This window comes from Pseudomonas paralactis (genome assembly GCF_001439735.1).
In the GTDB taxonomy this organism is placed as follows: Bacteria; Pseudomonadota; Gammaproteobacteria; order Pseudomonadales; family Pseudomonadaceae; genus Aquipseudomonas; species Aquipseudomonas paralactis.
The window spans coordinates 837,943-863,516 of sequence record NZ_JYLN01000001.1 but is presented as its reverse complement, the minus strand read 5'-3'; the positions used below and the strand labels follow the sequence as shown (position 1 = coordinate 863,516).

Sequence of the window (25,574 nt, the reverse complement as noted above, 5' to 3'; positions counted from 1 at the left end):
GGAATTTGTCATGACCGATGCCATTCGTTACGAAAAAGGCCAGGACCAGATTGTGGTACTGACCCTGGACATGCCCGGCCAGAGCGCCAACACCATGAACGCCGCCTACCGCGAAGCGATGGCGGCCACCGTCACGCGCCTGGAAACTGAGAGGGACGAGATTGCCGGGGTGGTGATCACCTCGGCCAAGAAGACCTTTTTTGCCGGTGGCGACCTCAACGAGCTGATCAAGGTCGACAAGGCCCACGCTAAGGATTTCCATGACAGCGTGCTGGTGTTGAAGGCGCAATTACGCCGCCTGGAAACCCTCGGTAAACCGGTGGTGGCCGCGATCAATGGCGCGGCGTTGGGCGGCGGCTGGGAAATTTGCCTGGCCTGCCACCATCGGGTCGCGCTGGACGACAAGTCCGTGCAGTTGGGCCTGCCCGAAGTCACCCTTGGCCTGTTGCCGGGTGGTGGCGGGGTGGTGCGCATGGTGCGGATGCTGGGCCTGGAAAAAGCCCTGCCGTATTTGCTCGAAGGCAAAAAAATCCGGCCAGCCCAGGCCTTGCAAGCCGGCTTGATTGATGAACTGGCAGCCGATCGCGAGCAGCTGCTGGCCAAGTCCCGCGCCTGGATTCTCGCCAATCCCGAGGCCAGGCAACCCTGGGACAACAAGGCGTATCAAATCCCTGGTGGTACGCCGTCCAGCCCCAAGGTCGCGCAGATGCTCGCCATTGCCCCGTCGATCCTGCGCAGCAAAACCAATGGCTGCTTCCCGGCACCGGAGAAAATCCTCTGCGCTGCCGTTGAAGGCGCCCAGGTGGATTTTGACACCGCACACCTGATCGAAACCCGCTACTTCACCGAACTGGTGACCGGGCAGGTGGCGAAAAACATGATCGGCACCTTCTGGTTCCAGCTCAATGAAATCAACGCAGGCAGCTCACGCCCGCAGGGTTTTGCCCCTCACGTCACCCATAAGGTTGGCGTGCTCGGCGCCGGGATGATGGGGGCGGGCATCGCCTATGTCAGCGCGTGTGCGGGTGTGGAAGTGGTGCTCAAAGACATCACGCTCGCCGCCGCCGAGAAAGGCAAAGCCCATAGCGCTGCCTTGCTGGACAAGAAAGTCAGCCGTGGGCAATTGACCGCCGAACAGCGCGAAGCCACCCTGGCGCGTATTCATCCTGCTCAGGAGGACGCCGACCTGGCCGGTTGCGGCCTGATTATCGAGGCCGTGTTCGAAGACCGCGAACTCAAGGCCAGGGTCTCGGCTGCCGCGCAAAGCGTGGTTAGTGCCGATGCAGTGATTGCCTCCAACACTTCCACTTTGCCCTTCAGCGGCCTGGCCACGGCGGTGCCCGATCAAACCAGGTTTATCGGCCTGCATTTCTTCAGCCCCGTGGACAAGATGCCGCTGGTGGAAATTATCAAAGGCACCCATACCAGCGCTGAAACCCTGGCCCGCGGTTTCGACTTCGTGCTGCAAATCAAGAAAACCCCGATTGTGGTCAATGACAGTCGTGGCTTCTTTACCTCGCGGGTATTCGGCACCTTTACCAACGAAGGCATCGCCATGCTCGGCGAAGGTGTAGCCGCGCCGATGATCGAGACCGAAGCGCGCAAGGCCGGGATGCCGGTGGGGCCGCTGGCGGTGTCCGATGAAGTGTCCCTGAGCCTGATGAGCCATATCCGCCAGCAAACGGCCAAGGACCTGCTGGCCGAAGGCAAGGCACTGCCGAACCATCCGGCGACGGCGGTGATTGATTTGCTGGTGAATGAATACAAACGCACGGGCAAGGCGGCGGGCGGTGGTTTTTACGATTATCCGGCGGGTGGCCAGAAGCACCTGTGGCCGGAGCTGAAAAACCGGTTCGAACAGCCCGGCAAGCAAATCTCACCCCAGGACGTGCGCGACCGCTTGTTGTTTATCCAAGCCATCGAAACCGTGCGTTGCGTGGAGGAGGGCGTGTTGATGTCCACGGCGGACGCCAACGTCGGCTCAATCTTCGGCATCGGCTTTGCCGCCTGGAGTGGCGGCGCGCTGCAGTTTATCAACCAGTACGGGCTGAACGACTTCATCGCCCGCGCCCGCTACCTTGCCGAGGAGTACGGGGAGCGCTTCTCGCCACCGGCGTTATTACTGGAAAAAGCCGCAAAAGGCGCGCTGTTTTAGACGTTCCACTGTAGGAGCGAGCTTGCTCGCGAAGAACGCACAGGCAACGCTTTTATCCAGGAAACCTGCGTTATCGTTGACGTTCTTCGCGAGCAAGCTCGCTCCTACAGGGAGTGTGGGCGGCCATTGAGGGCTTGCTTTGGGGAGGTATTTCAGGGCAGGCTCTGGGGTGTGCAATATTCCCATCGCCGTGTCAGGTATTTTTTATGTCGCTACGCGTCTGCATCCTGGAAACCGATATTCTGCGTCCCGCTTTGATCGATGAGTACCAAGGCTATGGGCAGATGTTCAAGCGCCTGTTCGCCAAGCAACCGATTGCCGCCGAGTTTGTCGTCTACAACGTGGTGCAGGGCGAATACCCGCCGGACGACGAGGTGTTTGACGCGTACCTGATCACCGGCAGTAAGGCCGATTCGTTTGGCACTGACCCCTGGATCCAAACCCTCAAGGCGTACTTGCTCACGCGTTACGAGCGTGGCGACAAGCTGCTGGGTGTGTGCTTCGGCCATCAGTTGCTCGCGCTGCTGCTGGGCGGCAAGGCCGAACGCGCCAGCCAGGGCTGGGGCATGGGCACCCACGCCTACAAGCTGGATGCGAAGACGCCATGGATGAGTCCTGAGGTGCCGGAACTGACGCTATTGATCAGCCACCAGGATCAAGTGACCACCTTGCCGGAAAACGCCACCGTGATCGCTTCCAGCGAATTCTGCCCGTTTGCCGCGTACCACATCGGCGACCAGGTGCTGTGCTTCCAGGGCCATCCGGAGTTTGTTCACGACTATTCCCGTGAGTTGCTGGAAATACTTCAGACAACCCTGGGTGAAAAGGTCTACACCAACGGCGTGGCCAGCCTGGACCGCGACCACCATGGCGTCACCGTGGCGGAATGGATGATGCGCTTCGTTGCGCATCAGCCTGAAGCCAAGGCTTAAAGCCAGCCCGAACGCTTGAAACTTGCCCATAAACCGGTACAGCCCAGGGTAATAAACCCGAGCACCGCAAAATAGCCGTAGTGCCATTGCAGCTCGGGCATGTTCTGGAAGTTCATCCCATAAATCCCTGCCACCGCCGTGGGGAACGCCAGGATCGCCGCCCACGCGGCGAACTTGCGCTGCACCACGCTCTGGCGTGAAGCCTCCAGCAACACACCGATCTCGATGGTCTGGCTGGCAATGTCGCGCAGGGTGGTGAGGTCTTCCATCTGCCGCGTCACGTGGATTTGCACATCACGGAAATACGGGCGCATGTTCTTGTCAATAAACGGGAAGCTCAGCTTCTGCAGCTCCTGGCTGATTTCCACCATCGGCGCCACATGCCGCTTGAGCCGCAACACGTCGCGGCGCAGGCCGTGGAGATGCTGGATATCACGCTCGTTGAGCGAACTGCACAGCACGTTGCGCTCCAGCTCATCGATCTCGGCATGGATCGCCTCGCTCACCGGCTGATAGTTTTCGGTGACAAAATCCAGCAGCGCATAGAGTACGAAATCTTCCCCATGCTCCAGCAACAACGGTCGCGCCTCACAACGCTGGCGCACAAAACCGTAGGACGCCGAGTGGCCGTTGCGTGCGGTGATGATGTAGCCGTTGCCGGCAAAGATATGGGTTTCGATAAACTCCAGCTTGCCGTTCTCGCGCACCGGTGAGTAGGTGACGATAAACAGCGCGTCGCCGAAGGTTTCCAGCTTCGGGCGGCTGTGCTTTTCCATTGCGTCTTCGATCGCCAGTTCATGCAGGTTGAACTGGCGTTGCAGGTTGTTCAACTCCTGTGCGCTGGGTTCTTCCAGGCCGATCCACACAAAGTGCCCAGGTTTGGCGGCCCAGGCCGCGCCTTCATCGAGGGTGATATCCGAGACTTTTTTACCGGCGCTGTAGACGGCAGCCGCAACAACTCTACCCATGGTGCTGATCACTTCTTATCAAGAGGACAGATGTTGGGCAGCTTAGCCTGAATGGCGTTCCGTTGTTGCTCACCGACATTGCCCACTCCCCTGTAGGAGCTCGCTCGCTCGCGAAAATCGTCAACGATAACGCAGCGCCATCAGTTGACCCGCGTCGCTTATACGTTTTTCGCGAGCAAGCTCGCTCCTACAAGCTCACGGTCCATCTGCGCGATGCACTCATCCATCTGCGTCTGACACGTCAGCAGCAACTGAGGGATGTCATCCACCGTCAAGCCACAGGTAGGAATCGGCGGCAACGAGCGTATCAGCACCTCACCGCTGTTCCAGCGATTGAGCTTCATCTGCGTCACGTAATTGCTGACACACACCTGCACGATCGGCACACCGGCCGCAATCGCCATATGGAATGCACCTTTCTTGAACGGCAACAACCCTTTGCCCAGGTTGCGCGTGCCCTCCGGGAACACCCAGATCGACGTGTCCTTATGCTGCAAGGTATGCGTGGTGGTCAGCATAGCCCGCCGCGCCTTGTGTGCATTGCCACGGTCAATCAGCACATTGCCCGCCAGCCAGAACAGCTGGCCGAACAGCGGTACCCATTTCAGGCTTTTCTTGGCGATGCAGACCGTGCGGTGCGGCACTACATTGCCGAGCACAAACAGATCGTAGTTGGACTGATGGTTGGCGATCACCACGCAGGTACCGGGCTTGTTGCGCAGCGAGTCGACGTCGGTCTTCACGTTCAAGCCCAGGATCCGCATGGCCGGCAACGCATAGAGGCGAGCGCAGAGACGGCTGTTGTCCGGATTGAACGGCCGGCACACACCGACCAGCACACCCAGCACGCCAGCGATCATAAAATGCAGGCCCATCAACAACATACGCAACAGAAAAAGCATCGACACGGCCCATCGGGACAAAAGGTGGCGCAGTGTACGGATGTGCACTGTATTCGGCAATTGCCCCTACAGATGTAGGAGATAGCCGATGTTTAAGCGCATGTTTCCACATTGGCCGATAACGGCTAGCTAGAGCGGCTACGGACGTTTCACATCTATAGGTAAGAAAAAGCCCGACTCAAGGTCGGGCTCAGGCACGAAAGGTGTAGGACTTAGCTCAGGCTATGGCCCTGATCCTGGATGATTGCATCGTCCAGGGCTTCAAGCAGTGCGCGGCGCACTTTCAACTTGGTGTGCTTGTGCGCGTTCATATTGATCTTCTTCAACTGACGCGCCGCTTCCAGTGCAGCCGCTTGCAGTTCTTCCGGTGCAACCACCTTGTCGAGGAAACCTGCGTGCAGGGCGCCTTGTGGATCAAACATCTCGGCATTGATCACCGAACGCTGAAACGCCGACTTACGCAGGCGATCCCGCGCCAGCTCGATACCGGCGTGGTGCATGGTCATGCCAATCGCCACTTCATTGAGGCCAATGCTGAACGGGCCTTCGACGCCAATCCGATAATCGGCCGACAACAACAGGAACGCGCCCTTGGCCACCGCATGACCGGGGCAGGCCACAATCACCGGGAACGGATGCGCCAACAAGCGCCGCGCCAGGGTTGAGCCCGACGTCACCAGGCTAATCGCCTCTTTAGGGCCGGCGGTCATCACCTTCAAATCATAACCCCCCGACAAAATCCCCGGTGTACCGGTGATAATCACCACCGCCCGATCCGTCACGGCCTTATCCAGCGCAGCATTGAATTCACAGACCACCGCCGGAGAAATGGCATTCACCTTGCCGTTGCTCAGGGTCAGGGTCGCGATACCGTCTTCGAAGTGGTAGGCAATCAACTCACTCATGACGCGGTTCCTTGTAGGGCTTGTTATAGAGATAGATGCACAGACGTTACTCACCACGCCCCCGCGGGTAAAGCGCCGTGACTGACTACCCAGTCAGGCTTTTCCCGCGTGCCCAAGGGTAGACGCCCCGCAGCAGGGCGCAGCAACCGTCCCAGACGCCTGCCGCCGATGCCCGAGAATGGCACAATCACCACCCCTCGCCGGGAGGGGAATGGCATAACCGTCTAAGCGCATGAAAATTCTGAAAAAAACCTTTGCCATCAGAAAGGCTTTCGACTACATTAGCGCGCCTCGACAGACTGAACTGGTTTGACGAGATACGGTGAAGTGTCCGAGTGGCTTAAGGAGCACGCCTGGAAAGTGTGTATACAAGAAATTGTATCGAGAGTTCGAATCTCTCCTTCACCGCCACATTCTGAAAACGCAAACCCCTGATTTTCCTAGAGAAAGTCGGGGGTTTGTGGTTTTTGGAGTCTGAAAAATGGCCATATGGGACAGATCTGGGACAGATGGGAGGTTTTCTCGCTGGTGAAGGGGGCCTTCACCGTGTCCCCTGGTGTGCTTACAATGGGCCACTACTCAAGGAGCGACATCAATGGCTATTGAAGATACCCGAAAGCTAATTAAGGTCACCAATGAAGGGCCAGCAAATGGGCTGATCGCCCTGGGTTGGACTCTGCTAGCAGTGTGCGTCTGTCAGGACGGCGCGAGTCAATATGCCGAGTTCCACCTAGGTTGGCAGCAAGAAGGCGAGCCGGCCGAGTTGCCGCGTTATTGATCGAAAGGAATTTTGAAGGCTAGCTCAGTACACTGAGGTCATGGCCCCCCGTAATCACAAGGAATAGCGATGAGCTTCGAAAACTACCAAGATCCCGTTAAATTTAAGGCCATTGGCCGTCCCAAGTGCCCGAATCAGGAATGTAAAAGCACCAACCTAGATGTGTCGCTCAGTGAACACTTATTTGGTCCGTGCAATGGCCAATACGAAGTGGTTTATTGTGCAGACTGTTTGACATTCCTGAGTGCTCATCCGATAGCAATTATGAACGTGATGAGCGGCATCAAGGAAGATGAGAAAATTCCTTACCCGCGAACTTAGTGGCGCGTTATCGTTTGGCTGGTTTATGTGAAAAGCCCCACTAAGTGGGGCTTTTTTATTTTCGAGCGTACGGAATAAAACTCCGAACCTGCGGCCGAGCTATGCTTTTGGCGAGAATGAGCGTGCGGGCAATGGTGGAATTGACGGCAACGGTGGCAACGGTGGAGTTGACCGCAATGGCGGCAATGGGGGAATCGGGGACGGCATATTTTGGAAGGAGGTAGGGTAACGCTTTGGAGTGAAAGGTTTTGTACCAAGCCCCCAAAGTGAGTCAATGTTTCGCAGGTACGTGATCACACGGTGCTCTTCAGCGCTGATCAAACCGTGTAATTCTGTCTGGTGTGGTGAACCAGGTGAACGATCAAACATACCTACTTGAAGTTCCCAGTTATCACCATGACCAGGGTTTTCGCAAATTTTCTGTAGCTGCTGTTCATAGGATTTGAACTCGGCATCACTTCCCCAGAAATAAAACTTCGCCGCGACTATTACCGTAAGTGTTCCCTTTCGCTCACCAATAAACTGTATGGGTGACAACAAGCCGGCCATATATATAGCTTCGATGGTTTCAATAATCCGACTGTCATGATCTTCATCCCAAATCACTGAAAAGTCATGTATCTGAGGAAGCAGAACTGGAGTGCGAGTAACGTCTAGCCATTCTACAGATCGGAAAACGGAATAATGCGTGCCACTGCCAAGATTTCCAATTGGACTTGGCTCGTCGTAGATGCAGGAAAATAAAGTTGAATAGATTGGTAGTTGCATGATTAATCACTCTGATTTCGTCAGATTTAAGTGGGAGTCATCCACTGTGAGTAAGCTTTCGGCTCTCTCACGGCTCGTCTAGGACCATAGCACCTTTGACGGCTCAAGAAATTTAGACTAGATGAGGAAGCTTAATCAGGTGACCAGTGGTCATCGGTAGATTCTCGGGGCGCTATAGGTTCAGCGCTAACTGCAGCATCCCCACAACATCCGGCCCATCCTCATTGATCCACGTCCCATAATGCTGTCGGATCATGTTTCCGTTGGTATGTCCCATCTGTTCCGCGATCCAGTCGATCGACGCTATTCCCGTGGTCAGCAACTGGCTGGCGTACGTGTGCCTGCACTGGCCAGGCCCTCGATAACGGACCCCCGCCGCTAGCAAGTGAGCCTTGAAAAACCTATCCCTAACTACGAAGTCGCTGACGTGCGGCAAACCGCTTTTCGTATTCAGGAAGACGAAGTGCAATTTATGTTGCCGCACCGTCTTGTTGTCCCGCTCAACGATATCAACGGTTTCTGCCTTCTTTTTTCGATTGAGTGCATCGATCTTCTGCAGCGCATCCCAGGCCGGAGCGAGTAGACGGACCTTACGCGTTGATCGCCGGGTTTTGGTCACCCGGTAAGCCCCGCGCACCTTGGACCGACGGAACGTCACCGTGCCTTGCTCCAGGTCGACATCCTCCCAGGCCAGGGCAATGGTCTCGGAAACCCGGGGGCCGGCCCATATCATGAACTGAACCATCAGCAGTTCTTGCGTGCGGTTGGTGTGCGTTTCCAGGATCTGTTTGATTTCCGCCCGGGTGAACGGATCCGGTGCTTCGGGATCTGGCAGGCGCACCATCAAACCCTCGGTCGGGTCATGCGCCACTTTCATCCTGGTGCGATACAGCCTGAACACCTGGCGCACGTTGCTGATGATGTCGCGGATGGTCTTGTTTTTGAGCGTTTTCGACAGGGTTACCTGTATCCATTCCTGCAGATCCAAGTGGTCGATATTATGGATCTGTACTTTCCCCCAGCGTGGCCTGACATGAACCTCTGCCTTGTTGGCATAACCCCGATAGCTGGACGCTGCCACACTGTTGGCTTTGATCTTTAACCAGAGGTCCAAGTAGTGGCCGAACGTGTTTTCGACCAGCTTGGCCGAGTTGGGGAAGTGCCGTGCGTAATCGAAGGTGCCGGTCTGAATCTCGTACTCGATGATTTCGACCATACGCTTAGCCTGGGCCACGTTGGCCGGAGTGTTGCCTCCCGGGATTGTTTCCCGGCATCTCTCCCCGTTGTATTGAAAATAGATTCTCACGGATTTCCCGCGAGCTTCGACCCCACTCATGTAAACCCCTAACGCTGTGCTTGTGTATCGACAGTCTGACGATCGGAAACAAAAAGGCCCGTTTCCGGGCCAAGTATCTGGAAGCGCATCTTCTGGTGGACGCGGCTTATGACTTCGGCTTCTGGTTGCGTAGATGGGCGTTCTGCAGCTGACGCCGCTGGCTGCACTTGTCATGGTTACCTTGGGCGCGCCACCTGCCGCACTGATCGCAAAGGCTGGTGTAGTCAATGTTCCAGGGGAAGCGCCGTGCTGGTGTTGCTGCCGGACTGTCAGACATTGCGCGCTTCACCCCGGGTTCCTGGGTTTGCGAGCAGTTGGGCAACCACCGCCGCATCCGTTTCGCTAAGTTCGCCCAGGGTGTTGGCCAGCTGGCTGAGACTTTCGAGGCGGATTCGTGACTCAGGGGTTTTGTGCACCAGGTAGCCAATGACGGCCGCGCCGATGATCGCGGTGGCCACCAGGTGCCTTGCCGGTGTGGTAGCCTTCGCGCCGCTGCTGCTTAGGTTCTGTGCTTGCATGGTATAGCCCTCTGTTGCGGTTAGGTGTCGGGGAGCTGCAACTCCTCGACACTGCTTCTTTTAAGGTAAGTCCTTACGGGCCAGGTGGATCACCAAGCCTTCAAAATCCGGCTCATGCTCAACGCATGACTGCCACTCCAACACCCTCAAAATCTGTTGCCTGCTGCAGTCGTCCACTAGGATTTCGCGCTGGCCACCGGCTGCCCGAACTTCCAGGATCTCCAACAAACCATATTCCCCATAAGCACCGGCCTGGATGATCGGCGCGCTCTCACCGCTGAAGTCCAGGCGGTCCTGCACTCCCTGCAACTTGCTAGTTTTGCCGTCGCCGGCATTGCCCATAAATATTTGGATCTGCATCGGTCTTGCTCTCCTTTACGCCTTGAATGTCCAGCATTTCACTGTGGTCGGCCGGGGTTGTGAACACGGATTGCGGCTGTTGAACGCAGCACGTACAGCGCTGTGTACGGCCTTATTGCTATCCAGAAATTTGCGGGAACGGGACTCTTTGAGCAGGTCGCGCAACGTGGCCACGTCTGCCAGCTTCTGTTTGTGTTCGGCGGCGCGTTCACAGAATTCGTTGAGGTTGATAGCAATCACGGTGGGGTCACTGCTGTGGTCGACTACCGGGTCTTCGCTCAAGGATTCGAGGTAGTCGTAAACCTCCCAAAACTCGGCCACGGCTGCATGGTCGGAGCTGATCGACGCTTGGCGCTCGATGGCCATCCGCACGATCTGGCGCTGTGTGGCGGCGACCTGGGGATCACTCAATTTCAAGACCAGGCGAATACCGTCCAGTAGCGAGAGCATTTGTGCGTGGTTTTTGCTGATGCGCTCCACGCGGATGTACCCGCGCAGGTCATAGCCGCAGCTGGTGCAATTGCCCTGATCACTGGCATAGGCCGTGCTGCAGGCGAAGCAATGGGTGTGCAAACGACGCAGCTTCGATTCGTGTTCAGGCATGCGCTGGGCGAACAGCTCAAGCACCGCGGATTCCTTGCCCACGGCCCGCAACAGGAAGTGGCTGAGGGTGCCCCCGTCCAGGGCGTTGAGTTGGTCTGCCGCTGCACGGCTCTCCGGTGTGACGGTAGGGCGTACAAAGTGCAGTTTCACAATGCGCGTCATGATTGCTTCGTGGGCGACCACTGCCGCGTTCTGGCTGATAGCGATCGTTCCCCTGAATGGAGGCTCATACGTTTCATTGCCGGCCGTCTTGACGCCTTTGGTGGCCAAGGTGCCGCCGCCGTAGAAGTCTTTCAGCTCGTCCCATTCGAAGGTTTTAGCGTGTGCCCGATCATCGCCGTGGCGATCAGCTTCCAGGAACACCACCGGCATGCCGGAGACCTGGCCCATCAGGCGAGAGCGCCCAGCCTTGGTGGATTTCATAGGGTCAAACCCTTCATAGCCTTCGCGGCCGAGTAGTTTCCAAAGGAGGTTCAAGAGGGTGGTTTTGCCGGCGCCGGCCTCGCCTGTGGCTTCCAGAAAAGGGAAGGACTGATAGCGGGCGCGGATCTGCTCGCAGAACAGCGAGCCAAAGAAGAACACCAGCGCGACGAAGCCCTGGGCGCCGAAGCATGTCCACAGCAACTGCACCCACTTCTCGTCAAAGCCCTTCGCTTCGCGCTGCAGCTTGATCGGGACGCCTTTCTGCAGGGTTTTCAGGCGCAGCTTGCCGAACTCGAAATAGTCTTCGCTGTTGACCTTATAAGTGGTGCCGTCCTTGATCGCGATGTCACCGTAGACGTAGCAGGCGTATTCCTTGCTGTAGCCCACATAGTCGATCGTTGAGACGGTTTTGATGCCGAACAGTTGGTCTTTCATGAGCTTGTCGAGCTGCTGGCCACTGCCGGTAAACATTGCCCCAGCCGCCATACCGAGCAGTCGCTTTTTGAACTCGCTTGCGGCCGACAGCTGGCCGCTGGTGAAGGTGTTTTTCACGCTTTCGGAGTCATGGGGGAAGTCCACACGCATGTAGTACCAGGACTCGTCTGTTACCTCGTTACGCTGGAAATACAGCGCCTGGGGGTAGCAGTTGGCGATCTCCACGACGCTGCCGGACTGCTGCAGCGCTTTTTCGCGCTGTTGCGCCTGGTTCAGCAACTGGTCGTCGTGATTCTCGCTGTCCTCAATGTCGGACATGGCTCGGTTGAATTTCTCCATGTCCAACTTGAACCAATACAGGCGGCTCCCGAAGCTCAGGTGAAATTCCCCGCGCTTGTTCCAGTCGTACATGAGCAAAGCTTTTTCCGCCGCGCTCTCGGCCAGCAGCAGAGCGCCCTGGTGGCGGGCCTGCTTTAGGTCGGTCGCGATCTGGTCGGCGCGCTTGGTTTCGTCCTGGATGAAGCTCCAGCGTTGATGAAGGTCGTTCCAATCTGACTTGCGACCGTCGCGTTGCGGGATCTGCGCTGACTCGCAGACGAAGCCCAGGGCACGTGCTTCGCGGACCCAGCGCCTGGTGTAGGCGTTTGCGCTTGGCTCGTTATCCAAAGCCCAAACCAGCTTGGGCAGCTTGCCGCCTTCCCGGGTTTTAATCAGTGCCTTAAGCGAGTCCCCAGGGAATGCGTTGGAGGACATTGCAGACACGGCCGCGATGTCGTGGTGCACCAGGGCGATGGCGTCGAAGATCCCTTCGACAATCCAGATCTCCTTGGCTTCTAGCAGATCAATGCAGGGCGGGCACCACCAGACGCCGCGATAGCTGTCCTTGGACTTGAAGCGGGCCTTCATTTTGCCGAAGCGGTGCGGCTGATCGATCAGGCGTTCCCACCAACCGCCTCTTTCCAGGGCGAACCGCACAGTGGCGCTGCCGGCGTTGTGTTCAACCGAATAGAACGTTTCTTGGGTGAACCAGCCCTGGATCAGCTCAAACCGAAAGCCCCGGGCGAACTCCAGGTAAGCACGTGCGGTCGCGTTGGGATGTTGGTCCGTCGCCGGCGCACGTTTGCTCCAGTCTTCAAACAGATCGTCGTACAGCTCTTTCACGTGCAGGGTGTGGCCACACTTTTCAGGGCGACCACAAATCACCATCCATGGAGTGTCAAAGCGGGAGTACAGCTCTTTCTTTTTGCACTTCGGGCAGGTGCCGCCGCGCATGTAGTCTGTGCCCGTGCGGTGCTTGAGCCCGAAGTCGGACTGGAGGCGTTGCAATACGTCGTGGCGAAGATCTTCTTTCATGGGGTTACTTCACTGCTTTGAGGCTGTGGGACAGGGCTGCCATCAGGCGTTTTTGCGCAGCCATTACCGGGACATGGGCGAGGATTGCGCCGTGGCGCAGACCGTCCGCAACAAGGCGGAACTGGTCGTCATACCAATGCTCGTTGAGGCTCAAGCGATACTGTTCGCGCAGGTTGGCCAGCAACGCTTCGGCCTCGGCCGGTGGCAGTTGGGTGGTGACAATTACGGCGTTTGTCATCGTTAAACCTCGATTTCAGGCGCAGCTCACCCAAACCCACGTGAGGTGGGGCCGGCGATTGGTTGGATTGGGTGTTACGAGTTGGCGGAGCGCAAACGCACGTTGTCAGGGGCGTTCAGGATGCGTTCATAGATGAGGCTGACGGGTACGGACCAGCAAAATCCTTTGATTGGATCCTTGATCACCACAACGGTGTCGCTGCTGTAGTCCAGATCGAGGCGCTGGCGAAAGGCGATTTCCACCAACTCAGTGTGGGCGAGGGAGACCAGTTTGATTGCGACCGATTCCGTTACGCCGAGGCTGGTAACCAGGTGTTGAATGGTTCTGTTGAGAAGCGTCGACAGGTCGCACAGGTGTTCGGCTTGATGGCGCTCAAGGAATGCCAGTGCGGCGTTCTGCATGCATTCCTGATAGTCCAGGGTATTGGTTTGAACATTCATTTTGCTTTCCCTGATTTGGCGCGGTACAGATCGATTGCTGCATAGACTTCGGCAGTCCGTGCAGCCATGTGCAGGGTGTGGGCGTTCTGTATCAACTCCGCCTCTGCGTCGGTGATGACACCGTCATCGAGCGCCTGAGCAATGGCTTGATCGACCGTTCCCTGCTTGGCCGAACTCTGCATAGCCCGCGCATACATCTCTACGTTGTCCAGGTTCTCGGGGGGGATCACGGGCACGAACATGCCGCCATACATCGCCGCCACGTAGTTGGGAAAGTGTTGGGTACCGGTGACTTGCTCCAGCAGGAAGATCTGCGTATCCGTCAAAGGACGGCAGTTGTTGTTCTCGTAGGCGTGGTTATCAAACTTCTTAAGTGGCAATCCTATCCGGGCAGCGGCGCATTCGCGGCCACCTTCGAAGGTGCAAATAATTGCACTGACCACTTCACGACGTGTTTTTAGAACCTGGCTTTCCATCTTCTGCTGTTCCCTCAGTTCGCTGGCCATTACTGTGCAATCACGCCGTTTTTAATGCCGAGTAAAACGGCGGCACGGTGTGCCTCTCCACGGCGACATTGGCTTTGGCCGCTCAGCACCGCATAAACGGTGCTGGGGTTCAGATCGTGTTCCGTCGCAAAGTCTTTTGCTGACTGACCACGTTTTTCTAATGCTTCCCGCGCCTGTATGCGGGCTTGCTCGGTGATGCGTGTCTTCGGCATAGTGCAGATCCGTGCAGTTTCATGTGGTGTGAGATGCACAATGATACACTTAGGTGCACTTGTAAAGAGTAGGGATGAAAATAAGTGCATCTTTCTGAAGAGATAGGTAATCGGCTGCAAGAAGAACGGAAGCGATGCGGCATGACACAACTCCAGCTCGCGGAAGCGTTGGGTATTTCTAAGCGAACACAAGCCAACTACGAATCTGGGTCGAGTGACGCTACAGCCTCCTACCTGAGCAATGTCGCTGTTCAGTTCAATTTCGATGTGCCGTACATCCTCACGGGCCGTCGTACTACGCTGGCGCTCGATTCGCTTGACGAGCTGGAGGACAGAATCGTTCAGCAATACCGCAGCATTCCCGAGGACGATCAGAGAGCTATTCGCCGCTTTGTTAAGGCCTTGGCTGACGATGTTGTCAAAGGGTCGATCTGAACAGAGTGTTTCTGCCATGCCATCGGCTTGCCCCCATATCAGTGCGTCAGCAATTGATTTTATGGAGTGGTAAGCATGTTGGATCGCACAAACGCCGATGTCGGTTACGTTGAAATGGCTGCATCTGCGCGGTATGAGCTTTCGCATATTGAACGTCGCCTGATTGGGTTCTATCGCCAGTTAAGTCAGCGTGACCAGGAGCAATTGCGCCGACTGACCGAAGCGCTGATGAGCAACCCGGACCAGTCAGACGAAGATTGATTTTTGAGCCGCCGACATGTTGCTGTCGGCGGTAAACATCATGCGACCGCTTGCGATCCAAGCTTTTCGAATAGCTCGCGCTGCTGCGCCCTAGGCATGTCTCGTAGCCGATCAATCAGCAGCCGGTCGAATGTCTGCGCCGAAGGGCTGAGCGTGTGAGAAAACGTTAGGTTTGCCACCCAGCTATGCCCGCACTTTGCGTCGAGGCATTGGCAGTAAAGCTTCGCGAAGTCAGTGGATAGCACCTCACGCGATGCGATCCGACCTTTGTGCCCACACTTACAAGTCACTCTCATGTTCCCTCCCCAGGGTGCAGCGAATTGCCACTATGTTCGCATGTGATGCAGGATATTTCTCTATCTTTGAAATATCAGGTAGTGGTTTCGCCTGCTTTATCGATCTTTTTCCAGTCGATGCGCCTGTCATGGCGAAGCGTGTCATTCAGTTGGTTGAACAGCTGACAGATCGGCCTGATCTCGTTGCTGGTGTACACGCGATCGATCTTCTCAATGTCCCCAAACCCGCCGCTGTTTTCCGGGATGATCCCGGCCAGGGCGGGGTTCATGCGCCAAGCAGCGATCACGTCATTGCGGGTAATGTTCTTCACCTTCTCCAGCTCGTCCTTGGCCTGGAAGTCGCCCACAGGGATGATCTGGATCGCGTTTTCCTTGCCGTTCGGGATGTTGACGAACATAGAGCGGAAGTTGCCCACGCCCTTGCTGGCGCTGATCTGTGCGCGCAGGTTCTCTTCGTCTTCCTCGGTCAGGTCCGGGTCGTTGGTGTAGAAGATGTAGCCCGCGTGCGCGCCGTTGCTGTAGTAGCGCCGGCGGAACAGGGTCGCGGCTTCGTTGAGCAACAGCGCCTGCAGGCCGCCCAAGTAGTCGGGCACGCCGTAGATATTTTGTTCCACGTCGTAGTCCAGGACGTGTTCGATTTCGTCCTGGTGGAAGTCCATGTATTTGCTGTCTGGCAGTAGCATCCTGAAACCGCCGTCGACCTTCACCCGCATGTTGATGGCGGGCAGGTGTTGCATCTCCAGCACTTCGCCAAAGGCGTTGGTATCGCGATAGAAATACGCTTCGCCAAACACCATGTAATCCAGGCTCGCCCGGCCCATGGTCTGCGTGCTGCAGCCCTCGGACGGGATGAATTCACGCAGCAGCAGGTTGCGCTTGAACTTGGGGATGGCGCCGTGGTGTGCGTTGGCGCGCAGCAGCTTGGCCAGGCCCGCCCGTGATACCGGCGGCTTGTAGATTTCGCCGTCGTCGCTGAGAAATACCCCCAGGTACTCGCCTATGTTGCCGGACAGTACCTGTTCGGGTTCCCCGAAGGTGAACGCCCGCATGGGCTGCTGCTGTCTTACCTGCTGGCTGGCTTGAGGTTTTCTGCGTCGTTGCTTGGGCATTGTTTCCGCTCGTGACGTAGCGGCTACGGCGCCGCTTGTTGGTATTGAGGGGTTCATTGGCCAGGGCGTGCATTACCGCCCAAGCGATGTCGGCGTGGCCGGTGGCGTCGGTGCGCGAAGCGCTGTAGGTCACCTGGCCGCTGGTGGTGGTGCCGCGCTTGATGGTCAGGAATGCCTGGGCGATGTCCGTCCAGCCGGCGTCCCACTCGATGCGACTGCCCTGGATCGTGTCTTGGGCCTTGAGTACCAGGGTGTTTTTGGTCTCCAGGCTGTAATGGATCGGCGTGGCCTTCGCGTAGAAGTCGCGCACCAGGTCGAACACCCCATAGCCCACACCGGTGATATCGATCCCGATGTGCTGCACATTGAAACGCTCGGTGAGCTTTTTGACCTGGGCGGCTTGATAGGTGAACGAATGGCCCCGCCAGCTGTGTTTTTCCAGGATGCGGAATTTCGCCCCGGGTTCCAGTGGCGGGGCGACCACCACGCAGGTGGCGTCGTCGCGGGTACGGCTTGGATCGTAGCCAAGCCATACCGGGCTATTGCCGAACGGCCGATCCAGTTCCGGGTCGTAGTCCTCCCACAACGACAGGTCGGAATAGCAGCGCTCCAGATCCTTGAGGCCGAACGCGCTCTGGCTGCTGTCGATGAACTTGCAGTAGAACAGCTGCTGGAATTTGTCTTCGTCGTACTCCAGCTGCAGCTGTTCCAGGTCGAACAGATCGCAGCCGCCGGCGATGGCGTCGTCCAGGGTAATGGTCTTCCGCCATTGGCCATCCGGGCACAGCGCGCCCTGGGTGTAAGACGCCTCGGTGGGCCAAGTGCCGCCGGCTTTCTTACCGCGTTTGCTGTTGCGGAATTCCTCACCAGACCAGAACGGGTACGCCTGATGCGACACCGCGCTGGGCGTCGAGAAATAGGTTTTGCGCCACTTCTTGTGGGTGCCCATGGCGCTGGCCACGGTGCTGAGTTTGTCGAAGTCACGTATCCAAAAATACTCATCGACATAGACGTGGCCATGGTAGCCCTGGGCGGTGCTGCTGTTGGTGCTGAGAAAGCGCAACTCGGCGCCGTTGCTGAGCGTGATCGGGTTGCCGGTCAGCTCGATGTCGAACCACTGTTTGGCAAACTGGATGATGTAGCTGCGGAAAATCTCCGACTGCGAGCGGCTGGCCGACAGGAACACCTGGTTGTCGCCAGTCAGCACCGCATCCATGAAGGCTTCGCCGGCGAAGTAGTAGGTGAGGCCCACCTGGCGGCTTTTCAGGATGTTACGGATTCGGCACGTCAGCGGGTTTTGCTTGGCCGCGAACAGCTCCTGCTGATAGCGGTACATCTTGCTGATGAACTTATCCAGGAAGTCGACTTCGGTCAGCCCGCTGATGTCGTTCTTGGCTTTTTTCTCGCGTTTCTTCCCTCCGCTATCGCCACGGCCCGAACGTTCCCCACGCGCGCCCTGGCGGCGTTCCTGCGGTTCGCTGGCTGATTCCCCAGCCGGCGCCGGCGACGGCTTGACCGCTTGCTTTAACAGGCGCTCGCGCACCGTGGTCAGCCGGTCCAGCTCGTTGAGTTCGTCTTTGGTTAGGCTGCTGGCTTTGTCCAGGAGCAGAGTGATTCGCCTGCCGACAGCGGTCAGCGGTTCTTCGTCCGACAGCATGTCTTCCCAACCGCCCTGGCGTATCCAGTAATAGACGATGCGGATGTTAGGCAGGTTGAGCTGCGCCTGAATTTCCTTGGCCTTACAGCGGCGTAGAAACAGGCGTTTAGCGGCTTCTTTAACTTCGGTCGAGTAGTACATGGGCCGCAGTCTATGCGGCGAAAACGCTGGAAACGCGGGGTTAAATTCCGTGATCCACCTATATCGTGGATATAGGAGAAACGCGCATTTGAACCGTTTGTTTGGGGCTTGGCGGCTCCCTATCGTGGCGGCTCATTCAGTGATTGAGCGCAGTCAAACCCATGCCCCGTTCCCTTGTTTCGTTTTGGAAGCGTGTCGCCACCAGCGGACCCACCGTTGATGGGCGCGTGATCCTTCCCCAGGAACTGCGTGACATCGCTGAAACCTACAAGCCGTCTCTTTATACGGCGGTGATCTGGTGTGACCACGAGCGCTGGCCAGGTTCCCACGGCACCGTTTATGCCGTGCGCTTGGTAGAGGAGGGCAAAGACCTGGAGCCGGGCGAAATAGCGCTGGAAGCGCAATTGAAGCCAAACGACCGCCTGCTTTACCTGAATGATCAGGGCCAGAAGTTGTTCAGCAGCATTGAAATCACTCCGGACTTTCGTGGCAGCGGCAAAGCCTACCTGACCGGTTTGGGCGTAACCGACCAGCCCGCCAGCGTGGGCACCCAGGAACTCTACTTTTCCAACAAGAACAGCGGCGCCTCCTATTACGCCGCCTCGGTCGAACTCGGCCGCTTCCAGGACGATAGCCAACCCACCGCCGAAACCGGACTGATCAACGCTCTGACGAGCTTTTTCAAGCGTCTCGCCGCTGATGTGTTGCCCACCGAAACCACTCCACCCCAAACAGAGAGCAAACCCCCAATGGATGAAGCTACAGCAACGGCTTTGACGGCCCTGGTGGCGCAGCTGCTGGTTGTCGCTGCCGGCCTTCAAGCCGTCATCGAACCCGCCGCCGCAGATGCCCCCGAGCCCGACCAGGACCTGATTGATGACGTCAGCACGGCCGTGGACGACATCGTGGCCACCGCCGAGGAAGAGCGGGAATTCCGCCGCAAGGGTAAGGGCAATCAGTCCGTACTTGCCAAGCTGGATGCGCTGCAGAAGCAGTTCAGCGCGCTGCAGAACACATCTGCCGGTCGCCAGTTGCCACGCAATCCTGGTCCGGTAAACCCTAAAAAGCCGCGAGTACTCTGACATGGCCCAGCCATTAAGCGCCCGTGGCGCCAAACAGTATGCCGAGCTGCAAGAAGCGATGGCCGAAGCGTACGGCGTCGAGCGATCGAGCCGTATGTTCAGCGTGGAACCGACGATTGCCCAGGAGCTGAACGACGCAATCACCGCGAAAGCCGACTTCCTGGAACGTATCAACGTCGTCCCGGTAAGTGAGATCAAGGGCGAAAAAGTCTTTATCGGTGTGAATGGCCCGGTCACTGGCCGCACCAACACCAAGACCACCGACCGCGAAGCCAAGGACGCATCGGCGCTGGATAACACCCAATACGAACTGGCTGATACCCAGTCGGACGTGGGCCTGCCATACGCCAAGATCGATGCCTGGGCGAAGTTTCCCGACTTCAAAGAGCGCTATTCCGCTGCAGTGCAAAAACGCATTGCCCAGGACCGTATCGTTATCGGCTTCCACGGAACCCGTGCCGCCCCTCAGACCGATCTGGCGGCCAATCCAAAGCTGCAGGACGTGAACAAGGGCTGGCTGCAGCAGCTGCGCGAGCAGGCCCCGCAGCAGGTGCTTAAAGAGGGCGCCACCGCCGGCAAGGTGACGTTGGGCGCTGGTGGTGACTACGCCAACCTTGATGCCCTGGTGCATGACACCAAGCAGATGGTGGACGAGATCCTGCGCGAAGACGGCGACCTGGTCGCGATCATCGGCACTGACTTGCTCGCCTCTGACAAGGCCAAGCTGTACACCAAACAAGGCGATACGCCGACCGAAAAAGAGCGCATCGAAAATGCCCAGGTCATTGCGACCTATGGTGGTCTGCCGGCTTTCAGCGTGCCGAACTTCCCGGTCAACGCGGTGCTGGTCACCAGTTGGGACAACCTGTCGATCTACTACCAGGACACCAGCTGGCGTAAGCAGACGATCGAGAACCCGAAGCGCTCCCGCGTCGAGGACTACAACAGCCGCAACGAAGGCTACGTGATCGAGCAGCTGGAAAAGATCGCGTTCACTGAAAACGTTGAATTGGTGGCGGCGTGAGTTTGGCCCTGGCGCACAAGCGCCGCACCCTGGCCATGGGCAGCACAGCAGTAGCGGCGCTCGCCGCTGCTGCAAGCTTGGCCTACTCGCCGGCCGATGCCCTGAGCAGTCCCGCCAATGCGCGCAAGCACTTGCTACTGCAGGAAGCCGCGTTGGACCAGGACCTGGAGCGCCTGAGCGCGATGAAAGGGGCTTTGGCGGGACGCCAATTGCTCAAGCGCGACGAGCTGCTGCCCAAGTACCAGGAATACGTCCAGCGCTACTGCGAGTCGGGGCTGAACTTCCCTAACCGCGTTGCGGTGCAGGTGATGGTGTGGCTGTTCGACACCGCCCAGTTCGAAGACGCGCTGGAGCTGGCCGACTTCCTGATGGAGCAAGGCCAGAAGATGCCGGAGCGATTCAAGCGCCGCGACATCCAGACCTTTGTTGCTGATGCGATAGCCGACTGGGCCTACGACGAATACAACGCGGGCCGCAGCCCTGAGCCCTACCTATCCGAGCTGTTGCCCCGCGTTGACGGCGAATGGGACCTGCCTGAGCAGATCCCGAGCAACTACCACAAGTTGATCGGCATGCGCGCTATGGAGGCTGAGCAGTGGAAAACCGCGCTCAAGCATTTGGAGCGCTCTACCGAGCTGTACCCGAAAGCCGGCAACGACACCCGCATCAAGAAGGTCCGCAGGGCCTTGGAAAAACAAGCGGCTGCTAACCCGGCTTCCGAATAACCGACTACCCCCCCCAGCGGGGACTTGTGGAAGTGCGCCGCCCATTTATGGACCGTCCCACTGAAAACAGGCTCCCCGCCCTATTTGAGCGGCCAGCAATGAGCTTTTCCGGGAGACCCACCACCTTTGTGGAACAGGCGATTGAGAATGACGGCTTCTGGCCCGACCTCTCTGTGGCCGAATTCCAGAAAGAACAACGCCTGCCGGCGGAGTACCTGGTAGAGCTGCTGGCCGACGCGTTGAACACTGCAATGGTTGAGGTCAACACCGACCTGGCCAAATGCAAAGCACGCTGGCAAGCCAACGGCGTTACGCGTGTCGAGTCCGCGGACTCCACGGTGCTGCCTGAGCGCGCTTTCCAGGTGAAGCTGTACAAACGTGCGGTGTACTGCCGCGCCAAAGGCAATGCGTTGCCGCAGTTTCCCACCGTCACCCGTCGCGAAAGCGCTGAAAACACCGGCAAGGAAGCGCCCGAGCGTGCCGAAACCTTCTTGGCTTTCAGCCAGCAGGCCGTGCGTGCCCTGCAGGGCCGTGGCCGCATCACGGCGGCGTTGCTGTGATCCAGTTGCAGGCGCTGACCGCCTACCTGATGGCCCGCAACCTGGTGCCGCCTGAGCAGTTCGACAGTTGGACCGAACAGGTCAGCCTTGAGCTGATCTGGAAGCCCGACCGCGATGGCCTGCACATGTCTGATATGCGCTACCGCGCTGTGTTCTCTCTTGAGCGTTTCACCGGCAACCCGGCACGACTGATGGCCCTGGTAGGCAGTTGGCTGGAAAACCACGATCCCGATCGGGACCGACACGAACTGCCAGCGCCGCTGTTTGCTGTTGAACCGCTTGACCAGGACAGCTTCGATGTAGACCTGTCCCTGGAATTCATCGAGCCGCAGTACCTGGCCGAAGATCCCGCCGGCGAGATCGAGGCGTTCGGCAAAACATGGGCGTTCGTCCCCTTCGATCTGTGGGTAGCTGAGCAAGGCGAGGTGGGCAGCGATGGCCGCTAGTCCGCTCGCCCTCGATGTCAGGGGCATGGTCAACGTCGACGCCCAATTGGCGTTGCTTGAGCTGCCGCCCCAGTTGCGACGGCGACTGCTGAACAACGTGACCAAGCGAGTGCGGACGATGAGCCGCAAGCGGGTACGTGAACAGAAGAACCTGGACGGCACGCCGTTCGCTGAGCGCAAGGGCTCGGCCAAGGGCAAAAAGAAGATGGAAGCCGGCCTGGCCAAACTGCTGCAGGTGACCCGTGTCAGCTCCGAAGAAGCCGAACTGGGCTGGAAAAACGCCCTGACCCGTTGGGTCGCCGCGCAGCAGCACAACGGCGTCAGCGAGCGACGTACCGCCGCGCAGATGCGGCGCTGGAACAAAGTCCCCCCAGGCATCGCCTGCACCGACAAACAGGCCAAGCGCTTGCGTCGGCTGGGCTTCCGCGTCCGCCAGAAGGGCAAAAAGGCGTTGGCCAGGCCGTCAGTGGCCTGGATTCAAGAGCATGTGAACTACGCCAAGGCCGGCTTGCTGATCCGCATTTTGAACGACGAACGAACCGAGTCCACCGGCGCGCAGAGCTGGGATATCACCCTGCCAAAACGCCAGTTCCTCGGTGTGGAGAGCGGAAACGAAACCCGCGACCTGGTTAACCAGGTGTTCCAACAAATCCTTAATTCACCCCGCTAACGAGGCACACCATGGCACTTGGCAAGGTCAGCGTTAACAATCTCAATCTGGGCCAAGGCGCCGTGACTGAGATCGAGCGCTATTTTCTGTTCATCGGTCCCGGCCCGAAAAACATCGGCAAATTGATCGCCCTCAACACCGACAGCGACCTGGATTCGCAGCTGGGCGTACCGGCCAGCGACTTGAAAACCCAGGTCACTACTGCCCGCTTGAACGGCGGTGATCGCTGGGCCTGTCTGGCGGCGCCGATCAGCGCTGACGGTGATTGGAAAATCGCCCTGGAAACCGCGCAGCAGCAGGGTTTTTCCGTCGAAGGGGTGGTGATCACTAAGCCGGTATCCAAGGGGGACGAACTGTCGGCCATGCATGACGCGGCTATTTCCCTGAACAACACCTACGGCCGGCGCGTGTTCGTCATGGCAGCGTCTGCCGGCATCGTCGCACCGCTGACCTGGTCTCAATACCTGGTAGAGCAGAAGGCAATCACCGCCGACGTGGCCGCGCCGCGTGCGCTGGTGGTTCCACAGCTCCACGGCAATGACCTGGGCGTGTTGGCCGGTCGCCTGGCCAATGCCGCCGTCAGTATCGCAGACAGCCCCATGCGTGTGGCCAGCGGCCCCGTGCTGGGCCTGGGGCCGGTCCCTGTCGACGCCGAAGGCATCCCGCTGCCATCCGCGATTCGTGCCGAGCTGGATAAGGCGCGCTTCTCGGTCGCCCAGACCTATCCCGACTACCCAGGCGTGTACTGGGGGGACGGCAATATGCTCGACACGCCGGGCAGCGATTACCTGGTGATCGAATACCTGCGCCTGGCTGACAAAGCCGCTCGCCAGATCCGCCCCTTGTTGATCCGCCGCGTGGCCGATCGCCGCTTGAACAGCACCGCCAACAGCATGGCCGTGAACGTCAACGCGCTGATGGCGCCACTGCGCAAGATGGCCAAGTCGACCAAGTTCGCCGGCCAGGTGTTCCCGGGCGAGATTCAAACGCCCAAAGACGGCGACATCGTACTGACCTGGACGAGCAAAACCGCCGTTGAGGTGTACATCAAGCTCAAGCCCCACAACTGCCCGAAAGACCTCACGGCGAACATTGCCCTGGACCTTTCCACTGACGATTCGGAGTAACCCCCATGTCACGTATTGGCGGCAAGAACTTTGACGTGAACCTGGGCGATCTGCAGGTCCACGTCGAGAGCTGCACCCTGGATATCACCGACAACAGCAAGACCGCGCAAACCCGGGGCGTGCCTGATGGCTATGTCGACGGCGACGTGGCGGCAGCTGGCGAGATTGAGCTGGACTCTACCAACTTCTCCCTGGTGGTTGAGGCCGCACGTACTGCAGGCAGCTTTCGCAAGCTGGAAGCGTTCGATGTTGTGTTCTTCGCCAAGGCCGGCGACGACGAGCTGCGCATTGAGGCATTCGGCTGCAAGTTGAAGGTGTCCAGCCTGTTGAACATCGATCCAAAGGGCGGCGAGAAGACCAAGCACAAGGTGCCGTTTGAAGTCACCAGCCCGGACTTTATCCGCATCAACGGCGTGCCGTATCTGGATGCCACCGAGATTGAGGGCATTAGCTGATGGTCTGCCCGTTCGATCGCGCCCAAGCCCTGGAACAGCGTCAGCGGGACCAGGCTATCGACGCCCAGTTGGCCCAGGCCCGGCGTGAGTCAGCGGGCCCAAGCCTTACTCACTGCCAGGACTGTGACAACGAGATTCCTGCAGCGCGCCAGGCGCTCGGCGGCAAGACCCGCTGTGTCCCGTGCCAGTCTGTTTTCGAAAAAGGAGTGCAGCGATGAGCACGAATCAGGCGGCCCAGGACACCGCGATCGCACTGGCGAAGGCGTCACCTGCGATCGGTGTAGCGGCCACTGGAGCGACAGGGGCCGTCGACTGGTCGGCTGTCGCCTACATGCTGACTGCCGTTTACATGGTGCTGCAGATCCTCCTGTTGGTTCCCAAGTATCGCCAGATGTTGCGCGACTGGAAGGTGAAGCTATGAGCCTGCGCGGCAAGATCGCCGCCGGCGCTATCGCACTCTGCAGCTCCACGCTGGTGGTGTTCCTGGGCACGTGGGAAGGCAACGGCCAGAACACTGTCTACGCCGACAAGTTGGCCCGTGGCCTGCCCACCGTGTGCAAAGGCATCACCCGTCATACCAGCCCGTACCCCGTGGTCGTGGGTGACTACTGGTCGGATGCCCGGTGCAACGAGGTAGAGCAGCTGGTGATCAGCAAGGGCCAACTGCAGCTGGCTGACTGCATCACCAATCAAGACGTGGGCCAGAACACATTCGACGCCCTGAGCAGCCATGGCCACAACTTCGGCAACCCCAGCACCTGCGCCAGTCGCGCCGTGGGCCTGATCAACGCCGGCCGCATCAAAGAGGGTTGTCAGGCCCTGGCCTGGGCGCCTGATGGCAAAAGCCCGGTGTGGGCCTTCGTCACCACCGCCCAGGGCAAGAAGGTGTTTATCCCGGGGCTGCACGCGCGCCGTTTGGCGGAAGCGGCTCTGTGTGAGGCGGGCCTGTGATGCGCGAAGGCACTTTCATCCTGGTGCTGTGCCTGGTGGCCTGGTTCGGCTTTGACCTGCTGGAAGGCCAGCGCGACAGAGCCCGTAGCGAGCGTGACGCCGCGCTATTCGAAGCCAGCGGCCTGCGTGAAGCGGCGCGCATCAGCGGCGAGATGCTGGCCGAGCGTGACGCGATCGATCTTCAACGAACCCTGGAACTGAGTCATGAACGTGCTGAAAACGATGCTCTGCGCCTTGACGTTGGCTCTGGCCGTAAGCGGCTGCCAGTCAATGCCACCTGCAGTAGCGTCCCAGCCACCACAGCGGCCAGCGCCGGCGGCGTGGCTGATGCAAACACCCCCGAACTCACAGCAGACGCTCGACAGGATTATTTCACCCTCAGAGATCAGCTTGCCCTCAGTCGGCAAATGATCCTGGGCCTGCAGGACCACGTGCGCCGGGTTTGCCTGCGCTGAACCTTACTTTTACCCCTAAACGGAGCA

The 25,574-nt window shown here is 58.5% G+C and carries 33 protein-coding genes and 1 tRNA gene; 19 read left to right on the top strand and 15 right to left on the bottom strand.

The window, feature by feature from the left end; genetic code table 11:
• Window positions 1–10: 10 nt before the first annotated feature.
• Together TX23_RS04035 and TX23_RS04030 are read left to right on the top strand one after the other, a co-directional pair.
• Window positions 11–2,155, top strand: a complete 2,145-nt coding sequence (locus TX23_RS04035; protein ID WP_057701102.1) for a 3-hydroxyacyl-CoA dehydrogenase NAD-binding domain-containing protein — start codon at window positions 11–13, stop codon at window positions 2,153–2,155.
• A gap of 206 nt (window positions 2,156–2,361) precedes the next feature.
• Window positions 2,362–3,087: an amidotransferase gene (locus TX23_RS04030; protein WP_057701101.1), complete on the top strand. Its 726-nt coding sequence runs from the start codon at window positions 2,362–2,364 to the stop codon at window positions 3,085–3,087.
• Here TX23_RS04030 and TX23_RS04025 read toward each other — a convergent pair.
• The 3 genes from TX23_RS04025 to TX23_RS04015 all read right to left on the bottom strand — a co-directional run bounded on the left by TX23_RS04025 (window position 3,084) and on the right by TX23_RS04015 (window position 5,862).
• Window positions 3,084–4,055: a magnesium and cobalt transport protein CorA gene (locus TX23_RS04025; protein WP_003193449.1), complete on the bottom strand. Its 972-nt coding sequence runs from the start codon at window positions 4,053–4,055 to the stop codon at window positions 3,084–3,086. The two genes, TX23_RS04030 and TX23_RS04025, sit on opposite strands and share 4 nt — an antisense overlap.
• Window positions 4,056–4,213: 158 nt before the next feature.
• Complete coding sequence (locus TX23_RS04020) at window positions 4,214–4,957, bottom strand: 1-acylglycerol-3-phosphate O-acyltransferase (RefSeq protein ID WP_057701100.1); 744 nt, start codon at window positions 4,955–4,957, stop codon at window positions 4,214–4,216.
• A 212-nt stretch (window positions 4,958–5,169) separates the two neighbouring features.
• Window positions 5,170–5,862 carry a crotonase/enoyl-CoA hydratase family protein gene (locus tag TX23_RS04015; protein ID WP_057701099.1) on the bottom strand — a complete coding sequence of 231 codons (693 nt, stop codon included), beginning with the start codon at window positions 5,860–5,862 and terminating at the stop codon, window positions 5,170–5,172.
• 321 nt (window positions 5,863–6,183) lie between these two features.
• On the opposite strand from TX23_RS04015, the gene TX23_RS04010 reads away from it, so the two are divergent.
• The 3 genes from TX23_RS04010 to TX23_RS04000 all read left to right on the top strand — a co-directional run bounded on the left by TX23_RS04010 (window position 6,184) and on the right by TX23_RS04000 (window position 6,961).
• Window positions 6,184–6,273, top strand: a tRNA-Ser gene (locus TX23_RS04010).
• Between the two features lie 184 nt (window positions 6,274–6,457).
• Window positions 6,458–6,640, top strand: a complete 183-nt coding sequence (locus TX23_RS04005) for a hypothetical protein (protein ID WP_057701098.1) — start codon at window positions 6,458–6,460, stop codon at window positions 6,638–6,640.
• A gap of 69 nt (window positions 6,641–6,709) precedes the next feature.
• Window positions 6,710–6,961 (top strand): hypothetical protein, encoded by a 252-nt coding sequence (locus TX23_RS04000; protein ID WP_057701097.1) that lies wholly within the window; start codon window positions 6,710–6,712, stop codon window positions 6,959–6,961.
• A gap of 99 nt (window positions 6,962–7,060) precedes the next feature.
• On the opposite strand, the gene TX23_RS26840 is transcribed toward TX23_RS04000, so the two are convergent.
• From TX23_RS26840 to TX23_RS03960, 9 genes are all read right to left on the bottom strand, one after another.
• Window positions 7,061–7,729 carry a hypothetical protein gene (locus TX23_RS26840; protein WP_209445907.1) on the bottom strand — a complete coding sequence of 223 codons (669 nt, stop codon included), beginning with the start codon at window positions 7,727–7,729 and terminating at the stop codon, window positions 7,061–7,063.
• Window positions 7,730–7,901: 172 nt separating this feature from the next.
• Window positions 7,902–9,065 (bottom strand): Arm DNA-binding domain-containing protein, encoded by a 1,164-nt coding sequence (locus TX23_RS03995; RefSeq protein ID WP_057701096.1) that lies wholly within the window; start codon window positions 9,063–9,065, stop codon window positions 7,902–7,904.
• A gap of 269 nt (window positions 9,066–9,334) precedes the next feature.
• Entirely contained in the window at window positions 9,335–9,583 is a 249-nt protein-coding gene (locus TX23_RS03990; protein ID WP_057701095.1) for a hypothetical protein, read from the bottom strand.
• Between the two features lie 60 nt (window positions 9,584–9,643).
• Window positions 9,644–9,943, bottom strand: coding sequence for a hypothetical protein (locus TX23_RS03985; RefSeq protein ID WP_057701094.1), 300 nt, complete (start codon window positions 9,941–9,943; stop codon window positions 9,644–9,646).
• A gap of 15 nt (window positions 9,944–9,958) precedes the next feature.
• Window positions 9,959–12,757, bottom strand: coding sequence for a toprim domain-containing protein (locus TX23_RS03980; RefSeq protein WP_057701093.1), 2,799 nt, complete (start codon window positions 12,755–12,757; stop codon window positions 9,959–9,961).
• 4 nt (window positions 12,758–12,761) lie between these two features.
• On the bottom strand, window positions 12,762–12,995 hold the full coding sequence (locus tag TX23_RS03975) for a hypothetical protein (protein WP_057701092.1): 234 nt from the start codon (window positions 12,993–12,995) through the stop codon (window positions 12,762–12,764).
• Between the two features lie 74 nt (window positions 12,996–13,069).
• Complete coding sequence (locus TX23_RS03970; RefSeq protein ID WP_057701091.1) at window positions 13,070–13,435, bottom strand: hypothetical protein; 366 nt, start codon at window positions 13,433–13,435, stop codon at window positions 13,070–13,072.
• Window positions 13,432–13,911 (bottom strand): YmfL family putative regulatory protein, encoded by a 480-nt coding sequence (locus TX23_RS03965; RefSeq protein WP_280513733.1) that lies wholly within the window; start codon window positions 13,909–13,911, stop codon window positions 13,432–13,434. Before TX23_RS03965 ends, TX23_RS03970 begins: the two co-directional genes overlap by 4 nt.
• Window positions 13,912–13,940: 29 nt before the next feature.
• On the bottom strand, window positions 13,941–14,153 hold the full coding sequence (locus TX23_RS03960) for a DNA-binding protein (protein WP_057701089.1): 213 nt from the start codon (window positions 14,151–14,153) through the stop codon (window positions 13,941–13,943).
• Between the two features lie 84 nt (window positions 14,154–14,237).
• Between TX23_RS03960 and TX23_RS03955 the strand changes: the two genes are divergently transcribed.
• Together TX23_RS03955 and TX23_RS03950 are read left to right on the top strand one after the other, a co-directional pair.
• Window positions 14,238–14,588 (top strand): helix-turn-helix domain-containing protein, encoded by a 351-nt coding sequence (locus tag TX23_RS03955; protein ID WP_082629561.1) that lies wholly within the window; start codon window positions 14,238–14,240, stop codon window positions 14,586–14,588.
• Between the two features lie 75 nt (window positions 14,589–14,663).
• Window positions 14,664–14,849 carry a hypothetical protein gene (locus TX23_RS03950; RefSeq protein ID WP_057701087.1) on the top strand — a complete coding sequence of 62 codons (186 nt, stop codon included), beginning with the start codon at window positions 14,664–14,666 and terminating at the stop codon, window positions 14,847–14,849.
• 38 nt (window positions 14,850–14,887) lie between these two features.
• Here the strand turns inward: TX23_RS03950 and TX23_RS26835 are convergent, their stop codons facing one another.
• From TX23_RS26835 to TX23_RS03940, 3 genes are all read right to left on the bottom strand, one after another.
• Entirely contained in the window at window positions 14,888–15,145 is a 258-nt protein-coding gene (locus TX23_RS26835; protein ID WP_043047335.1) for an ogr/Delta-like zinc finger family protein, read from the bottom strand.
• Window positions 15,146–15,219: 74 nt separating this feature from the next.
• Entirely contained in the window at window positions 15,220–16,062 is an 843-nt protein-coding gene (locus tag TX23_RS03945) for a phage portal protein (RefSeq protein ID WP_057701142.1), read from the bottom strand.
• Complete coding sequence (locus TX23_RS03940) at window positions 16,001–18,052, bottom strand: terminase large subunit domain-containing protein (protein ID WP_057701086.1); 2,052 nt, start codon at window positions 18,050–18,052, stop codon at window positions 16,001–16,003. Before TX23_RS03940 ends, TX23_RS03945 begins: the two co-directional genes overlap by 62 nt.
• A gap of 161 nt (window positions 18,053–18,213) precedes the next feature.
• Between TX23_RS03940 and TX23_RS03935 the strand changes: the two genes are divergently transcribed.
• The 12 genes from TX23_RS03935 to TX23_RS03880 all read left to right on the top strand — a co-directional run bounded on the left by TX23_RS03935 (window position 18,214) and on the right by TX23_RS03880 (window position 25,547).
• Window positions 18,214–19,134: a GPO family capsid scaffolding protein gene (locus TX23_RS03935; protein ID WP_057701085.1), complete on the top strand. Its 921-nt coding sequence runs from the start codon at window positions 18,214–18,216 to the stop codon at window positions 19,132–19,134.
• A 1-nt stretch (window position 19,135) separates the two neighbouring features.
• Window positions 19,136–20,158, top strand: coding sequence for a phage major capsid protein, P2 family (locus TX23_RS03930; RefSeq protein WP_057701084.1), 1,023 nt, complete (start codon window positions 19,136–19,138; stop codon window positions 20,156–20,158).
• Window positions 20,155–20,883, top strand: coding sequence for a phage terminase small subunit (gpM, locus tag TX23_RS03925; protein WP_057701083.1), 729 nt, complete (start codon window positions 20,155–20,157; stop codon window positions 20,881–20,883). Before TX23_RS03930 ends, gpM begins: the two co-directional genes overlap by 4 nt.
• A 98-nt stretch (window positions 20,884–20,981) precedes the next feature.
• Entirely contained in the window at window positions 20,982–21,443 is a 462-nt protein-coding gene (locus tag TX23_RS03920) for a head completion/stabilization protein (RefSeq protein ID WP_057701082.1), read from the top strand.
• Window positions 21,440–21,889, top strand: coding sequence for a phage tail protein (locus tag TX23_RS03915; RefSeq protein ID WP_057701081.1), 450 nt, complete (start codon window positions 21,440–21,442; stop codon window positions 21,887–21,889). The genes TX23_RS03920 and TX23_RS03915 overlap by 4 nt, the downstream gene beginning before the upstream one ends.
• A complete protein-coding gene (locus tag TX23_RS03910; protein ID WP_057701080.1) occupies window positions 21,879–22,559 on the top strand; it encodes a phage virion morphogenesis protein in 681 nt (226 codons plus the stop codon). The genes TX23_RS03915 and TX23_RS03910 overlap by 11 nt, the downstream gene beginning before the upstream one ends.
• Window positions 22,560–22,570: 11 nt before the next feature.
• Entirely contained in the window at window positions 22,571–23,686 is a 1,116-nt protein-coding gene (locus tag TX23_RS03905; protein WP_057701079.1) for a DUF2586 domain-containing protein, read from the top strand.
• A 5-nt stretch (window positions 23,687–23,691) separates the two neighbouring features.
• Window positions 23,692–24,141 carry a phage protein gene (locus tag TX23_RS03900; RefSeq protein ID WP_019817380.1) on the top strand — a complete coding sequence of 150 codons (450 nt, stop codon included), beginning with the start codon at window positions 23,692–23,694 and terminating at the stop codon, window positions 24,139–24,141.
• Complete coding sequence (locus TX23_RS03895) at window positions 24,141–24,359, top strand: TraR/DksA C4-type zinc finger protein (protein WP_057701078.1); 219 nt, start codon at window positions 24,141–24,143, stop codon at window positions 24,357–24,359. Before TX23_RS03900 ends, TX23_RS03895 begins: the two co-directional genes overlap by 1 nt.
• Window positions 24,356–24,562: a hypothetical protein gene (locus tag TX23_RS03890; protein WP_057701077.1), complete on the top strand. Its 207-nt coding sequence runs from the start codon at window positions 24,356–24,358 to the stop codon at window positions 24,560–24,562. The genes TX23_RS03895 and TX23_RS03890 overlap by 4 nt, the downstream gene beginning before the upstream one ends.
• Window positions 24,559–25,092 (top strand): lysozyme, encoded by a 534-nt coding sequence (locus TX23_RS03885; RefSeq protein ID WP_057701076.1) that lies wholly within the window; start codon window positions 24,559–24,561, stop codon window positions 25,090–25,092. The genes TX23_RS03890 and TX23_RS03885 overlap by 4 nt, the downstream gene beginning before the upstream one ends.
• Window positions 25,092–25,547, top strand: a complete 456-nt coding sequence (locus TX23_RS03880; protein WP_057701075.1) for a lysis protein — start codon at window positions 25,092–25,094, stop codon at window positions 25,545–25,547. The genes TX23_RS03885 and TX23_RS03880 overlap by 1 nt, the downstream gene beginning before the upstream one ends.
• Window positions 25,548–25,574: the final 27 nt, after the last annotated feature.

Bases quoted from the DNA above. Each gene is read 5' to 3' on its own strand.
- TX23_RS04035 (WP_057701102.1), top strand. From the start codon at position 11: ATGACCGATGCCATTCGTTACGAAAAAGGCCAGGACCAGATTGTGGTA.
- TX23_RS04030 (WP_057701101.1), top strand. From the start codon at position 2,362: ATGTCGCTACGCGTCTGCATCCTGGAAACCGATATTCTGCGTCCCGCT.
- TX23_RS04025 (WP_003193449.1), bottom strand. From the start codon at position 4,055: ATGGGTAGAGTTGTTGCGGCTGCCGTCTACAGCGCCGGTAAAAAAGTC.
- TX23_RS04020 (WP_057701100.1), bottom strand. From the start codon at position 4,957: ATGCTTTTTCTGTTGCGTATGTTGTTGATGGGCCTGCATTTTATGATC.
- TX23_RS04015 (WP_057701099.1), bottom strand. From the start codon at position 5,862: ATGAGTGAGTTGATTGCCTACCACTTCGAAGACGGTATCGCGACCCTG.
- TX23_RS04005 (WP_057701098.1), top strand. From the start codon at position 6,458: ATGGCTATTGAAGATACCCGAAAGCTAATTAAGGTCACCAATGAAGGG.
- TX23_RS04000 (WP_057701097.1), top strand. From the start codon at position 6,710: ATGAGCTTCGAAAACTACCAAGATCCCGTTAAATTTAAGGCCATTGGC.
- TX23_RS26840 (WP_209445907.1), bottom strand. From the start codon at position 7,729: ATGCAACTACCAATCTATTCAACTTTATTTTCCTGCATCTACGACGAG.
- TX23_RS03995 (WP_057701096.1), bottom strand. From the start codon at position 9,065: ATGAGTGGGGTCGAAGCTCGCGGGAAATCCGTGAGAATCTATTTTCAA.
- TX23_RS03990 (WP_057701095.1), bottom strand. From the start codon at position 9,583: ATGCAAGCACAGAACCTAAGCAGCAGCGGCGCGAAGGCTACCACACCG.
- TX23_RS03985 (WP_057701094.1), bottom strand. From the start codon at position 9,943: ATGCAGATCCAAATATTTATGGGCAATGCCGGCGACGGCAAAACTAGC.
- TX23_RS03980 (WP_057701093.1), bottom strand. From the start codon at position 12,757: ATGAAAGAAGATCTTCGCCACGACGTATTGCAACGCCTCCAGTCCGAC.
- TX23_RS03975 (WP_057701092.1), bottom strand. From the start codon at position 12,995: ATGACAAACGCCGTAATTGTCACCACCCAACTGCCACCGGCCGAGGCC.
- TX23_RS03970 (WP_057701091.1), bottom strand. From the start codon at position 13,435: ATGAATGTTCAAACCAATACCCTGGACTATCAGGAATGCATGCAGAAC.
- TX23_RS03965 (WP_280513733.1), bottom strand. From the start codon at position 13,911: ATGGAAAGCCAGGTTCTAAAAACACGTCGTGAAGTGGTCAGTGCAATT.
- TX23_RS03960 (WP_057701089.1), bottom strand. From the start codon at position 14,153: ATGCCGAAGACACGCATCACCGAGCAAGCCCGCATACAGGCGCGGGAA.
- TX23_RS03950 (WP_057701087.1), top strand. From the start codon at position 14,664: ATGTTGGATCGCACAAACGCCGATGTCGGTTACGTTGAAATGGCTGCA.
- TX23_RS26835 (WP_043047335.1), bottom strand. From the start codon at position 15,145: ATGAGAGTGACTTGTAAGTGTGGGCACAAAGGTCGGATCGCATCGCGT.
- TX23_RS03940 (WP_057701086.1), bottom strand. From the start codon at position 18,052: ATGTACTACTCGACCGAAGTTAAAGAAGCCGCTAAACGCCTGTTTCTA.
- TX23_RS03935 (WP_057701085.1), top strand. From the start codon at position 18,214: ATGCCCCGTTCCCTTGTTTCGTTTTGGAAGCGTGTCGCCACCAGCGGA.
- TX23_RS03930 (WP_057701084.1), top strand. From the start codon at position 19,136: ATGGCCCAGCCATTAAGCGCCCGTGGCGCCAAACAGTATGCCGAGCTG.
- TX23_RS03920 (WP_057701082.1), top strand. From the start codon at position 20,982: ATGAGCTTTTCCGGGAGACCCACCACCTTTGTGGAACAGGCGATTGAG.
- TX23_RS03910 (WP_057701080.1), top strand. From the start codon at position 21,879: ATGGCCGCTAGTCCGCTCGCCCTCGATGTCAGGGGCATGGTCAACGTC.
- TX23_RS03905 (WP_057701079.1), top strand. From the start codon at position 22,571: ATGGCACTTGGCAAGGTCAGCGTTAACAATCTCAATCTGGGCCAAGGC.
- TX23_RS03900 (WP_019817380.1), top strand. From the start codon at position 23,692: ATGTCACGTATTGGCGGCAAGAACTTTGACGTGAACCTGGGCGATCTG.
- TX23_RS03895 (WP_057701078.1), top strand. From the start codon at position 24,141: ATGGTCTGCCCGTTCGATCGCGCCCAAGCCCTGGAACAGCGTCAGCGG.
- TX23_RS03890 (WP_057701077.1), top strand. From the start codon at position 24,356: ATGAGCACGAATCAGGCGGCCCAGGACACCGCGATCGCACTGGCGAAG.
- TX23_RS03885 (WP_057701076.1), top strand. From the start codon at position 24,559: ATGAGCCTGCGCGGCAAGATCGCCGCCGGCGCTATCGCACTCTGCAGC.
- TX23_RS03880 (WP_057701075.1), top strand. From the start codon at position 25,092: ATGCGCGAAGGCACTTTCATCCTGGTGCTGTGCCTGGTGGCCTGGTTC.